The sequence below is a fragment of the Burkholderia crassaminum genome (genome assembly GCF_964265005.1).
GTDB lineage: Bacteria > Pseudomonadota > Gammaproteobacteria > Burkholderiales > Burkholderiaceae > Burkholderia.
The window spans coordinates 610,014-621,973 of sequence record NZ_OZ183801.1 but is presented as its reverse complement, the minus strand read 5'-3'; the positions used below and the strand labels follow the sequence as shown (position 1 = coordinate 621,973).

Annotated in this window: 12 protein-coding genes; 7 read left to right on the top strand and 5 right to left on the bottom strand. The window is 67.1% G+C overall.

The window, feature by feature from the left end; all coding sequences use genetic code 11:
- Positions 1–106 precede the first annotated feature (106 nt).
- Positions 107–1,072 (top strand): SDR family NAD(P)-dependent oxidoreductase, encoded by a 966-nt coding sequence (locus ACPTTF_RS35985; RefSeq protein WP_423372300.1) that lies wholly within the window; start codon positions 107–109, stop codon positions 1,070–1,072.
- A 152-nt stretch (positions 1,073–1,224) separates the two neighbouring features.
- Here ACPTTF_RS35985 and ACPTTF_RS35980 read toward each other — a convergent pair whose 3' ends face one another.
- Both ACPTTF_RS35980 and ACPTTF_RS35975 read right to left on the bottom strand, forming a co-directional pair.
- Complete coding sequence (locus ACPTTF_RS35980) at positions 1,225–2,529, bottom strand: HipA domain-containing protein (protein WP_423372299.1); 1,305 nt, start codon at positions 2,527–2,529, stop codon at positions 1,225–1,227.
- Positions 2,519–2,803 (bottom strand): helix-turn-helix domain-containing protein, encoded by a 285-nt coding sequence (locus tag ACPTTF_RS35975; protein ID WP_423372298.1) that lies wholly within the window; start codon positions 2,801–2,803, stop codon positions 2,519–2,521. The genes ACPTTF_RS35980 and ACPTTF_RS35975 overlap by 11 nt, the downstream gene beginning before the upstream one ends.
- A gap of 300 nt (positions 2,804–3,103) precedes the next feature.
- Here ACPTTF_RS35975 and ACPTTF_RS35970 point away from each other — a divergent pair, with 300 nt between their 5' ends.
- The 3 genes from ACPTTF_RS35970 (at position 3,104) to ACPTTF_RS35960 (ending at position 5,252) form a co-directional block, all read left to right on the top strand.
- Entirely contained in the window at positions 3,104–3,574 is a 471-nt protein-coding gene (locus ACPTTF_RS35970) for a hypothetical protein (RefSeq protein WP_423372297.1), read from the top strand.
- 280 nt (positions 3,575–3,854) lie between these two features.
- On the top strand, positions 3,855–5,072 hold the full coding sequence (locus ACPTTF_RS35965; protein WP_423372296.1) for an acyl-CoA dehydrogenase family protein: 1,218 nt from the start codon (positions 3,855–3,857) through the stop codon (positions 5,070–5,072).
- 30 nt (positions 5,073–5,102) lie between these two features.
- The gene (locus ACPTTF_RS35960; protein WP_166966218.1) at positions 5,103–5,252 is read left to right on the top strand and encodes a hypothetical protein; all 150 of its coding nucleotides are present in this window, start codon (positions 5,103–5,105) and stop codon (positions 5,250–5,252) included.
- 56 nt (positions 5,253–5,308) lie between these two features.
- Here the strand turns inward: ACPTTF_RS35960 and ACPTTF_RS35955 are convergent, their stop codons facing one another.
- Together ACPTTF_RS35955 and ACPTTF_RS35950 are read right to left on the bottom strand one after the other, a co-directional pair.
- Positions 5,309–6,496 carry an LLM class flavin-dependent oxidoreductase gene (locus tag ACPTTF_RS35955; protein ID WP_423372295.1) on the bottom strand — a complete coding sequence of 396 codons (1,188 nt, stop codon included), beginning with the start codon at positions 6,494–6,496 and terminating at the stop codon, positions 5,309–5,311.
- Between the two features lie 305 nt (positions 6,497–6,801).
- Positions 6,802–7,986, bottom strand: coding sequence for a porin (locus ACPTTF_RS35950; RefSeq protein ID WP_423372294.1), 1,185 nt, complete (start codon positions 7,984–7,986; stop codon positions 6,802–6,804).
- A 487-nt stretch (positions 7,987–8,473) separates the two neighbouring features.
- Between ACPTTF_RS35950 and ACPTTF_RS35945 the strand changes: the two genes are divergently transcribed.
- Together ACPTTF_RS35945 and ACPTTF_RS35940 are read left to right on the top strand one after the other, a co-directional pair.
- Positions 8,474–8,818: a DUF3088 domain-containing protein gene (locus ACPTTF_RS35945; RefSeq protein ID WP_059524355.1), complete on the top strand. Its 345-nt coding sequence runs from the start codon at positions 8,474–8,476 to the stop codon at positions 8,816–8,818.
- Between the two features lie 52 nt (positions 8,819–8,870).
- Positions 8,871–9,869, top strand: coding sequence for an ABC transporter substrate-binding protein (locus ACPTTF_RS35940; RefSeq protein ID WP_166966225.1), 999 nt, complete (start codon positions 8,871–8,873; stop codon positions 9,867–9,869).
- Between the two features lie 83 nt (positions 9,870–9,952).
- Here ACPTTF_RS35940 and ACPTTF_RS35935 read toward each other — a convergent pair whose 3' ends face one another.
- Positions 9,953–10,273, bottom strand: a complete 321-nt coding sequence (locus ACPTTF_RS35935) for a hypothetical protein (protein ID WP_423372293.1) — start codon at positions 10,271–10,273, stop codon at positions 9,953–9,955.
- A gap of 407 nt (positions 10,274–10,680) precedes the next feature.
- Here ACPTTF_RS35935 and ACPTTF_RS35930 point away from each other — a divergent pair, with 407 nt between their 5' ends.
- Positions 10,681–11,955 carry a hypothetical protein gene (locus ACPTTF_RS35930; RefSeq protein ID WP_423372292.1) on the top strand — a complete coding sequence of 425 codons (1,275 nt, stop codon included), beginning with the start codon at positions 10,681–10,683 and terminating at the stop codon, positions 11,953–11,955.
- Positions 11,956–11,960 lie beyond the last annotated feature (5 nt).

The following is an 11,960-nucleotide window of genomic DNA, read 5'->3' as shown; positions in this document are numbered from 1 at the left end:
GATTCTATTGCATTCACAGTCCGGGGGCGTCGCCGGAAAATGGCCTCGTGCAGTGACGCGACCGACAGGCGGGCGCGTGCTTCACGCATCGTTCCAGGAGCCTTCGATGACGAGCAGGCAACACCCCCTTCATTCCGGATTCGGCGCCGCATCGACGGCAAGCGACGTACTGGCCGATCTCGACCTTCGTGGCAAGACCGCCATTGTCACCGGCGGCCATTCGGGTCTCGGCCTGGAAACGACGCGCGCACTGGCGCAGGCCGGTGCGACCGTCGTGGTCGGCGCACGGCGCGTCGATGCCGCGCGCGACGCAACGCGCGGCATCGACGGTGTGGAGATTGCGGCACTCGACCTTGCCGATCTCGCGAGCGTGGCCGCATTCGCGGCGCGGTTCGTCGATGCGCGGCGCGACGTGGACATCGTCATCAACTGCGCGGGCATCATGGCGTGCCCGGAAACGCGCGTCGGCGACGGCCGGGAAGCGCAGATGGCCGTCAATCATCTTGGTCATTACGCGCTCGTCAACGGGCTGTGGCCCGTGCTCGCGCAGGGCGGCGGCGCCCGCGTGGTCGCGGTGTCCTCGCTCGGGCACCGGCTGTCGCCGATTCGTTGGGATGACGTCCAGTTCGCACACGGCTACGACAAATGGCTCGCGTACGCGCAGTCGAAGACCGCCAACGCACTGTTCGCAGTGCAGCTCGACGCACTGGGCGCCCCGTTCGGTGTCCGCGCCTATTCGCTGCATCCGGGCAAGATCGCGACGCCGCTGCAGCGTCACCTGGCACGTGAAGAGATGATGGCGCAGGGCTGGGTGGACGAGCACGGCGTGCCGGTCGATCCGACTTTCAAGACGCCGGCCCAGGGCGCCGCAACCCAGGTATGGGCAGCAACGTCGCCACGCCTTGCGGCGATCGGCGGCGTCTATTGCGAGGATTGCGACGTCGCGGTCGTCACGCAGGGAAACGAGGAATCGGGCGTGCGGTTGCATGCGATCGATCCGGAGGAGGCGGCGCGTCTGTGGGCGTGGTCCGCGAAGCTGACCGGAATCGATGCCTTTGCGGCGCGCCCCTGACGCAGGCGTTGGTACGAAACGATGCTTCGTGGCCTGGCGCCGTACGATATCGTCAGGTTTCCGTACGAAATCAGAGGCACCGGACAGGTGTTTCGCGCGCCAGCCGTCATGACATCGCGGCTGACGCGCGAGCGCCGGGGGCCGGCAGCCAGTTACCCGCGCCCCTGCCGCAGCGCGCGGCCCATCTCCGCGATCGGCATCGAGACGATCGAGTTCAGCAGGCGCATTTCCCCGGCATCGGGGCGCGCGACCTCGCGCACTTCGTCGAGCGTCTGCGCGACGCTGCGATCGAGCGGTTCGAGAAAGCGCAGCAGCTCGTTTTCGGCGGCCTTCTCCCTGAGCCCGAGCGCGTTGCCGAACGCGACCAGCGCGCCTGTGTCGATGTCGGAGAAGCGCGTTGCCGCGCCGAGCGGCATCGTCAGTTCGCAGTGCGGCCAGTGATCGCCACGATGATCGGGCCGGTGCGTGGGCGTGTGATAGACGACCGTGCTGACGATGTCGTAGAACGGCGCAAGCCGGTAGCCGCGCGCGTCGACGAAGAACGACAGGTTCTTCAGGTGCGCGTCGCCGTTGCCGACCACCACGTTGAAGATCGTCCAGCGGAACACCGACAGGCGCGCCAGCGCGCGCGTGCTGGTCTGCCCGATCGCGCGGCCGAGTTCCTCCGCGTTTGCGCGCTGGTACTTGAAGCCGCGATCGTAGTTCAGCAACTGCATCGTATCGATCGTATGCAGGCGCGTGGCCGGCTCCCATGCCGTATCGCGGTCGAAGCGGTCGATCACGTAGCACGCGGACGGCACGCGCAGAAAGTGCACGTCGGGCACGTCGAGGCCCATCCGCTTCGCGAGCTTCATGCAGAAGAACTCGTTGATCGCCGAATGCGGATAGCCGGCGGCGCGCATGTCCGGCTTCAGCAGATGCATCGACGGCTCGCTGCCGACCGGTTCGAACAGCGTGTAGTCCGGCGCGTCGCCGCGCAGGATCAGCAGCAGCTTCTGCTGCGCGCCGGCCGCCGACATGCGCTTGGGCGCGGTGGCCGTCAGCGCGCGCTCGGGCATCGCCTGGATGCGGCGTTCGAGTTCGTCGAGCGGGAGCGGCTGCATGCTGCCGGTCGCTTCCTGTTCGCCTTCCGCGAGCAGCGTGAGCGCACCGGCCGATTCGCGCCCGAAGTACGCGAGCAGGCCCCAGGCGTCGGCGGCGTCGACCCTGGCCTCGCGCGCAAGCGACGTGCGCATGCCTTCCTCGGGCAGCAGGTTGTCGAAGAACCACTGGACCGGGCGATCGGTCGAGGTGTCGGTGAACGTGCCGGCGCGCAGCGGGAAAGCCGGTGACAGCGGGTACGCGCGTGGCGATGCCAGCCACTGTGCGTCGTACGTGAACGACCAGACGCCTTTGTCGTCAGCCAGCGTGCCCATGCGCAGCCCGTTCGCGGATGCGGTCAGCGTTCTACTCGCCATGGCGACTCCTGCGGCGTTGCGCGGCCTTCAGCACGTTTGCCGCCGAAATCTCGATGGACGATTGCGCGAGCAGGCTGATGCCCAGTTCGCCGAGCAGCAGCAGGATCTTGCCGACTTGCGCGGTGGGTTTCCCGGCTTCCACCTGGCTGATGAATTTCGGCGAAAGCCCCGTGGCGTTCGCGAGCGCGTCACGCGTGAACCCCTGCTGGAGCCGGGCCGCGCGGATGAGGTTGGCGAGTGCGCCGATCGTGCTGACAGGCAGGATCTCCTGCATGACGTCCTCCGTGCTTCGTATCTGATCGGGAACAGTATTGCACAACTCGCTGGTGCGGGCAGCAATTCGTATCCGTTCGGAAACGAATTGATCGTATGGGCAATGGAATGCCTGCTTCGTTCCCGATCGGGAACCAGATGTAATGAAACGACGATCGGCGGCATGTTCGTATCCGAACGGATACGCGATGGAGCGACTGAATGTCCCGAAGACGGCCCGGGGCAGCGCACGTCGCCATGGTTGGAATGACCGCCGCACATCCGTTCATTCCGTGGCCCGTCACCAGGCCGACATGCGCCCATGACCCTGCAAGAACTCGAAAAACTGATCTGCGCCGGCGTGCGCAAGCGCGGCATCGACGATCCGGCCGGCGTGGTCAGCCTCGGCTACCGGTATGCGCGGCTCGGCGCGCAGATCCTGTACGACGGCAAGATCGTCACGAATCCCGGGCGCGTCGACGTCGGGACCGCGCGCGGTGTCTTTCACGACATGCTGATCGACGCCGACGGTCACGTGCTGTGGGGAAAGAACTACCGCAAGCCGTTGCCGGGGATCGACGTCCGAAGCCTGCGCTTTCTGAACTGGGCGTTCGCGGTCGACGACCAGCGCGTGTACTACCGGACCAACACGAACCTGGCCGTGTGCGAAGGCGTCGACCGTGCGAGCGCGGAGATCGTGCCGCCGATACGCATCCGCGACAAGCACGGGCTGATCGACATCCGGTATCCGGAGGGCGCCGTGCACGTACCCGCCCCGTCGACGGAGTCGTGACGGTCGTGACGGTCGTGATCGACCGGGTTCGGGTTCGCCACGCGCGATCGTGCTGCTCCGGGGCATCGCGCGACGGCTCGACGGCGCAATGACGTAATGACGCATTGACGCGATCGCGTGCGACCATTCCCGGCGCACGCATAACAAAAGCTGAAATCGGTTTTTCACGCGCGCCGGGGGCGTCCCTATACTTGGCGGTGCCGACCGTGCGCCGGTTCGCGGATGCCGCGATTACGCCGCGCAGCGGCATTCCCGAACTTTTCGTACAAGGAACCACCGAATGACCGCCCGTGATGCCGTCGATCCGCGCGACGCGTTGCGCGATGCGCTCGCCGCACTTCCCGATCTCGCGAACGCGATCGGGCACGATGCTGCGCAACGCGAGGCGCGTCGCGAACTGCCTTTCGAAGGGTTCGCAATCTTCCGGCGTTCGGCGCTGGGCGTGCTGCGGATTCCGGTCGCGCGCGGCGGCCTCGGCGGCACGCTGGTCGACCTGTTCGACACGATCGCGACGCTGGCCGCCGCCGATTCGAATCTCGCGCACGCTCTTCGCATCCACTACGACCAGACCGAGACGCTGCGGCTGTCGCCGCGCACACCGTTCAACGACGTGCAACTCGAACGGGCGCTGGCCGGCGCGATCTTCGGCGGCGCGTCGACCGAGCGCGGCACGTCGCGGCCGGGCGAGAACACCACCGTGCTGCGCCGCGACGGCGATCACTATCGCGTGACGGGGCGCAAATACTATTCGACCGGCACCGCGTTTGCCGATTTCGCGCGCATCAATGTGGAGAACGAGCAGGGCGACGCGGTCGCCGTGATCATTCCCGTCGCGCGCGACGGCGTGCAGGTGCTCGACGACTGGGACGGCATGGGCCAGCGCATGACCGCGAGCGGCAGCCTGCTGCTCGACGACGTGCAGGTGTTCGCGGACGAAGTGGCCGCGCGCGACGGCTCGACGCTCGTCGGCCGCCATTGCGGCGCGCTGCGCCAGCTGCATCTCGTTGCGACGGGCGCAGGCATCGTGCGCAACGTGGTTGCCGATGCGCGCCGCTATGTGCTCGCGCACGGCCGCCCGGTGCTGCACAGCCCGGCACCGACCGCGCGCGACGATCATTTCATCCAGCAGATCGTCGGCGAGCTGTCTGCGCACAGTCACGCGATCGACGCGCTCGTGCGCGAAAACGCGCGGGCGCTCGACCGTTCCGCCGACGCGATCGAAGCCGGCGACGCCGATGCGGATGCCCTTGTGCTCGACAGCGCGCTCGCAACGGCACGCACGCAGCTTATCGTCAGCAAGCTCGCGCTGCATGCGGCGGAGCGGCTGTTCGAGGTCGGCGGGGCATCCGCGACGGCGCGCGAACACAACCTCGACCGGCACTGGCGCAACCTGCGCACGATCTTCAGTCACAACCCGTTGCTGCACAAGGCGCGAGTAATCGGCGACTACGCGCTGAACGGCGTGACGACGCACCTCACTGAAGGGCGCGTGTTCTGACCCGGTCGTGTTGCAACGGTGAGGGTCGCAGTGCGCGATGCGTCCGTGGCCTGTGTCAGCGCCGCGCGGAATCTGCGCACGATCTTCAGCCACAACCCGTTGCTGCATAAGGCGCGCGTGATCGGCGACTACGCGCTGAACGGCGTGACGACGCACCTCACCGAAGGGCGCGTGTTCTGACACCGGCCGTGTCGAATCGGTGAGCGTCTCGGCACGCGATGCATCCGCTGCCTGCGTCAGCGCCGCAAGCCGGCGTCGCGCAGCAGCGGCAGCACGCGCTCGCCGAAGAAGTCGAGGTCGGGTTTGAAATCGTAGAAACTCAACTGGATCCCGTCGATGCCAGCACGGTGCAGTCGCACGATGGTGTCCGCCACTTCCTCCGGCGAACCCGTTATCGAAATATTGCCGCCGATCGCGCGTGCCGCGGCCTGCGCACGTTGCTCGAAGCCGCCGCGCCACGCATGCGCGTCGCTGTCGAAACGGTGGAAGCTGCCTTCGTCCGCATGGGCGACGATCGCGTCGCGATACGCGCGCGCTTCGGCCGTCGTCTCGCGGCAAATCACGAGCGGGTTGAGCAGCGTGCGGATCGTCCGGCCGCGCGCAGCGGCGGCCGCCTTCACGCGGGCGGTATGCGCGGGCAGTGCGTCGATCGCGCGTTCGGCGTCGGGGCCCGCCGGGCTCGTGACGAACACGATGTCCGAATAGCGCGCCGCGAACTCGATGCCCGCGTCGGAGCCGGTCGCATTGATCAGCAGCGGGCGGCCGTAGCGCGGCTTCGGCGTGACGAACGCGCCGCCCAGCCGCCAGCTCGATAGTGCGGGCGTATAGCTGAAGTTGTCCGGTTGCGCCCACAACTGCTGGACGGCATCGAGGAACTCGGCGGCCATCTCGTAGCGCCGGTCGTGTTCGATCCGGTTCCAGCCGAACATCTCATGCTCGATCGCGCGGTGGCCGGTCACGACGTTGATGCCCCAGCGCCCGCGCGAGATGTGATCGAGCGTCGCGGTGAACTTCGCGAAATGCAGCGGGTGCCACGGCCCGTACAACACGTGGTTCGTCGCGACCAGGATGATCCGTTCGGTACGCGCGGTCAGTGCGGCCAGTGTCATGAACGAGTCGAGCGCGTGGCCGTCGAACACGCCGCCGTAGCCGCCTTTCGGCAGCCACTGCGACAGCGCGAACACGAGATCGAAACCGAGCGCCTCCGCGCGCGCGACCAACTCGGCGTTGTAGTCGAACGTCCAGTCGGTCGTGCGCGGCAGCGTCGATGCGCTCCAGCCGCCGGCCTGGATCGGCAGGAACAGCCCGAGCATCAGCGGCTGCGTGAGGACGCGCGACACAGGGCTGTCGGGGAAATCCGCCGGCGAGCGAACGTCGACGAACGGCGACGACGCGACCGGAGTGGCGAGGGCGGTGGCGCTCATGATGGCTTCCTTGCGGGTTGGGCACGCACCGCACAAGAACGGCAGGCACGTGCGGCGGCGAATCGCCCGGGTGCGATGCCCGATGCGCCGGCGAGGCGGCGCAGTGCCGCGCGCCGGCTGCTGCGCGGCGCGCGGGGAGGGAAACGGGAGTCGGTCATGGTCGAACGCGTGTCGCACGCGGCGGGCCGCGCACGGAGAAAAGCACATTCTCGGCAACCGGCTACGGTGCGGCAAACAACGATTCCCGCTTTGCTTATCGTGCCAACGGCGCTTGTTACGCCGCACCGCGCTCGATGCGCGTGCCGTCAGAACTTCACGCGCAGCCCGCTGACGAGTGCGACCTGGCGGTTCGTCGACGACGCGCTGCCGATGTTCGCGATCGCCGCGATCTTGCGATAGCCGCCGGACGTCGCCGTGCTCGCATCGCCGGCCGCGAGCTGGTAGATACCCGACACGTAGATGTCGGTGCGCTTCGACAGCGCGTAGTCGAACCCGAGCGTGAACTGGTGCCAGCGCGGCTTCAGCGTCTGGCCGCCGGAGCCCGGCAGGCCGCTCGCGCGCCCGTCGGTGAACGTGTAGACGCCGATCAGCGTGGTGGCCGGCGTGAGCTGGAAGCGCGCGTTCGCGTCGTAGTTGTTGAACTTGCGCGACGAGCCGTCGACGTAGTCGAGCTGCGTGTGGCTCCACGTGAAGCCGAGCGTCGCGCGGCCGAGCGCGTAGTTCGCGCCGACGGCGCCGATCTGCTGCTTGAGCACGCCGCCGTTCAGCCCGTAGAAGAACGCGCCGCTGTAGTCGTTGCCGGTGGTCGAGGTCGCACCGCCCACCGCGCCGCTCGTGTTCGACGTCGCGTTCGGGTGATTGAGCCGCACGTAACCGCCGCCGACCGACAGCGGGCCGTTCACGTAGTTCGCCGACACGCCCCACGCGTTGTTGTTCGAGAAGCCGCTACCCGCGCCGCCGTTCGCCTGGTTGCTGAACGCATAGAGCAGGTCGGCCGTGAAGCCGGCGATCGTGTCGCTGCGGAACTTCACCGCGTTGTTCAGGCGGAAGCTCTGGTTCAGGTTGTCGTTGTCGCCGACGTGCGTGGCCGGCGACCAGAAGCCGGACCCCGAGTACTGTGCGACGAGATCGGTGATCGGCTCGTACTGGCGGCCGAAGGTCAGTGTGCCGATGCCCTTTTGCGCGACACCCACGTACGCGGAGCGGCCGAACAGGCGGCCGCCCTGGCCGAGCCCGCCGTCGCTCGGCCGGAACCCGCTCTCGAGCGTGAACACCGCCTGCAGGCCGCCGCCGAGATCTTCCGCGCCTTTCAGGCCCCAGCGGCTGCCGCTCAGCTTGCCGCTCGTCTGCTGGATGTTGCTCGCGCCGCCCTGGTTGTTCGTATAAGCGAAACCGGCATCGACGACGCCGTACAACGTGACCGAACTCTGCGCATGCGCGCTGACCGAACCGATCGAAACCAAACCCAGGATTACCGTTTTTTTGATCATGAATTTCCTCTGTTTTTATGGGTGAAACTGTGAGGAGAACGATGCTATTGGTGGCGGGTGCCCTGCTGAACGTTCGATCCGTGGTTTGTAAATCGCGGCATCGCCGATTTGTAATGTGCATTGCCGCAAGCCCGGCACGTGCGTCGCGATCACGGCCGGCACGCATGCTGCGGCGAACGCACCGCACGAACGGCGAACGTCGGGCGCAGGCAATTCGAAGCCGCCGTCATATCGATCGATGAAATCGTTCGATGACCGCAATGCCAGCGATGCAACGGGCGATGCTTTTACGCAACGGTCGTCTGTGCGGCGCACGATCGATGCGCTACGCGCGCCGGCATATCGATTTCGCAAAACGTTGGTAGGGCAGTGCGGCGCGCAACGGTACAGTCGGGCATCCGGCCGCGGGCCGGACTGCTCCGGGACCACGACGGCGCCGACGTGCGCGTTCGTCCCGGTTGAACCACGAACACGGGAGCCGTTTGACATGAGTCGCGATGTACTGTTTTTGCTGGAACCGGGCTTTGCCGACCCGAAGCATCCGGGCCAACGTTTCGTCTGTCCGCATGGACTGTCGATCGAAGGGCTGCTGGCGAGTGCGCCCGAGCACGCGGGCCGCATCGACGTGAAGCGCGTCGGCTTCGAGCGGCCGCGCCACGCGGTGATCGAGGCGCTGGACGACGCGCACCAGGGCCTGCCGGTTCTCGTGCTCGGTCGCGACCGGCCGGCGCCGGACGACGCGCAGACGCTCGGCGACGTGCGCTTCGTCACCGACGCACGCCGCATCCTCGAACTGCTGGCCGAGCGCCACGGGTTTCCGGTGCTGCATTGAAGCGGCCGCGCTGACTTCCGCTCACTTCGCAACCGATCGACAGGAGAATTCGATGGCGTCAATTTCGGCGGCGCGCCGCCGTTTGCTGCTTGCAGGTGCAGCGGCCGTGGCGGCCCCATTGGCCGCGAAGGCAGCATTCGCCGCGCCCGCCGTCAACGCCGATCTTGCCGGCACCACATTGCGCGTCGCGACCTACAAGGGCGGCTGGCGCGCACTGCTGCAGGCGGCCGGCCTCGGCGATACACCGTACCGGATCGAATGGCGCGAACTGAACAACGGCGTGCTGCACATCGAGGCGCTCAACGCGGACGCGCTCGATATCGGTTCGGGGAGCGAAATTCCGGCCGTGTTCGCAGCGCGCCAGAAGGCCAACGTCCGGCTCATCACCCGCGTGCGCGAAGACCTGAACAACCAGGTCACGCTCGCGCGCAAGGACACGCCGATCCGCAGCATCGCGGATCTGAAGGGCAAGCGCGTCGGCTATGTGCGCGCGACGACGTCGCACTATTTCCTGTATCGCCAGCTCACGGAGGCTGGCCTGAGCTTCGACGACATCCAGCCGATCAACCTGTCACCGGCCGACGGCTTGTCCGCCTACGATCGCGGCGACATCGACGCGTGGGCGATCTACGGCTACAACGGCCAGCTCGCGCGCAATCGCTACGGTGCGCGCGTGCTGAAGACAGGGAAGGGGTATCTGTCGGGCAATTTCCCGGTGTACGCGAATCCGCGCACGCTCGACGATGCGCGCCGTCGTGCGGCGACGGGCGATCTGCTGCTGCGGTTTCGACGCGCGTACGCGTGGGCGAACGGGCATTTCGGCGACTATGCGCGCGTGCAGAACCACGAGACACGCGTGCCGGTGGCCGATCTCGTCGCGATGTTCGACCAGCGCAGCGACGACTATGCGCTGCTGCCGGTGACACCCGACGTGGTTGCGCAGCATCAGCAGGTCGCGGATGTGTTCGCGCGGATCGGTGTGCTGGATGGGCCGGCGAATGTCGCGCCGTTGTGGGATACGTCGTTCAATACGCTGGTTGCGTCGGCGTGACGCGATGCGCGGGGAAGATGCGCACGTGACCCGGCGGCTTCACGCCCGGCGCAGGCCTCGTCGGGCGTTCCGGTTCGGCCGGATCAGGCGAACGTCGTCGCGACCATGATGCCGAACACGAGCCCGAGCGCGATCCCGCAGAGCCGGCCGTAGATCGATGCACGCACGTTGTCGTCGAGCACGAACGGCGAGCGCTTGTGCTTCCACACGGTGCTGAATGCGACCGGGCGGGTCAGCAGCGCCACGCAGGCGAGCAGCACCGGCGTGGCGACCAGCATCGCGACGCGCTGCCCGTTCCAGTCGACGCCGTGCATGGCGAGCGACACCAGCGCGGCGAGCGGAACCTCGACGCACAGGCCCAGCAGCGAGCCGTTGACGAATGAATCTCCCGGGGTCTGGAACATGATCGGTCGTAGCGTCCGGATGAAATCGGCACCCGGTTCAGGCACCTGAAAAATAAAAGCCACGGCCGGAGTCCAGGGTCGGTCAACCGTGATCGGCGTCAGTCGAGATGACGGCCGGATGTTAAGGCAAATTGCCGGCCCGTTGTCGGTCATTCAAGCTATTTAACAAATGTTCGGGATCGCGACGCATTTTCGGGTCGCGCGGGAATATCGCGCCGTGGTAAAAATCGTGCATCCATTTCCTGGCGACCGGCCCCGGCGAACGCGGCAGCCGCCGAATGGATATCGCTCGCAATCGTATGACGATAACGGGTGTTCGACTGCCTTCCGATAATCGGCGTCGCGCGTAAAAGAAGACCGGCAGCCGGACCGATCAGAAATCCGGACTTATCAATCTCACCACACGCATGAACACGTCCGACAACAACGAGACCCATCGCCATCACCTCGTCGCCTTCGCGATCGACGACAACTCGCAGGCCTGGTACGAGATGGTCATCCCGTTCATCGTCTCGCTGCGCGCGACGGACTACCGGGGGCGCATCGGCGTCATCGGCTACGGGTTGTCCGACGAGAAACAGCAGCGGCTGCGGGCGAACGGTATCGAGGTCTATGCTGCGGCGGGCGTCGGCGACCTTGCGTGGGACCGCTACATCTCCGCGGCCGCGATCTTCGACACCGATCCGGCGTTGCAGACGCTCGCGCTCTACGATGCCGACATCTGGTTCCCGGGGCCGCGGTTCGACATCTTCGACGTCGTGCCGCACGACGCGGCCCTTCACGTCGCGCCCGACGCGCACTTCTGTGCGTTCGTGATGGCGCCGCTCATCGGCGAACGGCGCGACGCGCTGATCCACCAATGCGTGCAGGACGTGCTCGGGCGGCTGGGGCAGCCGCTGCAGGCGGGGCTCGTCGTCGGCGGCCGCGAACCCTGGGCGCGATTCGCGCAGTATGTCCGCGAACAGGCGGGCAGGATCGGCCAGGACTTCGCGGCGATCCACGGGCTGGACACGACCTTCCTGCATCTGTGGGGCGGACTCGGGCACGTGCGGCTGGTGGGCTGCGAGCAGAATTTCGTCACGAAGTGGGGGCTGCACGAGCGGCACGATTTCGACGCGGTCCGCATCGTGCTCGAGCACCAGGGCAAACCGATCCGTGGCCTGCACATGACGGGCGACGTGCGCTTCCTGAACCACTGGCGCTACCTGGCGCGCCATGCCGAGCACGCGCTCGCGCTCGGGCAGGCGTTCGCGCTGGCGCCCGAAGCCGGCAGGCGGGCGCAGCCGGCCGACCCCGGCCTGTTTCAGCCCGAACGCTTTGCCGCGAGCGGGTTGTCGGTGCTGGCCGCGCACGAGGACGTGCTGACGAACGTTCCGCGTCTGGCCGCGGGGCCGTCGTTCCGCAACCCGCAGGGCTGTGCGCTGAATGCGTGGGCGTCGCACGCGGTCGAATTCGCGGTGACGCGCGAGCGGATGGTACTGGACATCTGGCTGTCGCATCTGAGCGGCCAGCCTTCGGCGCCCGGCGTGCAACTGGAGCACAACGGCGCGACGGTCGCGCTGCTGGCGCCGCAGAAGCTCAGCGTCGCGACGCAGCAGGGCGATCGGGTCGTGCTGCGCGCGCTGACGCTACCGGGGCAGGTATGTCACACCGCGTGGGATATCGTCGTGCGCCACGCGTGACGCGT

Bases quoted from the DNA above. Each gene is read 5' to 3' on its own strand.
- ACPTTF_RS35985 (WP_423372300.1), top strand. From the start codon at position 107: ATGACGAGCAGGCAACACCCCCTTCATTCCGGATTCGGCGCCGCATCG.
- ACPTTF_RS35980 (WP_423372299.1), bottom strand. From the start codon at position 2,529: ATGGCGAGTAGAACGCTGACCGCATCCGCGAACGGGCTGCGCATGGGC.
- ACPTTF_RS35975 (WP_423372298.1), bottom strand. From the start codon at position 2,803: ATGCAGGAGATCCTGCCTGTCAGCACGATCGGCGCACTCGCCAACCTC.
- ACPTTF_RS35970 (WP_423372297.1), top strand. From the start codon at position 3,104: ATGACCCTGCAAGAACTCGAAAAACTGATCTGCGCCGGCGTGCGCAAG.
- ACPTTF_RS35965 (WP_423372296.1), top strand. From the start codon at position 3,855: ATGACCGCCCGTGATGCCGTCGATCCGCGCGACGCGTTGCGCGATGCG.
- ACPTTF_RS35955 (WP_423372295.1), bottom strand. From the start codon at position 6,496: ATGAGCGCCACCGCCCTCGCCACTCCGGTCGCGTCGTCGCCGTTCGTC.
- ACPTTF_RS35950 (WP_423372294.1), bottom strand. From the start codon at position 7,986: ATGATCAAAAAAACGGTAATCCTGGGTTTGGTTTCGATCGGTTCGGTC.
- ACPTTF_RS35945 (WP_059524355.1), top strand. From the start codon at position 8,474: ATGAGTCGCGATGTACTGTTTTTGCTGGAACCGGGCTTTGCCGACCCG.
- ACPTTF_RS35940 (WP_166966225.1), top strand. From the start codon at position 8,871: ATGGCGTCAATTTCGGCGGCGCGCCGCCGTTTGCTGCTTGCAGGTGCA.
- ACPTTF_RS35935 (WP_423372293.1), bottom strand. From the start codon at position 10,273: ATGTTCCAGACCCCGGGAGATTCATTCGTCAACGGCTCGCTGCTGGGC.
- ACPTTF_RS35930 (WP_423372292.1), top strand. From the start codon at position 10,681: ATGAACACGTCCGACAACAACGAGACCCATCGCCATCACCTCGTCGCC.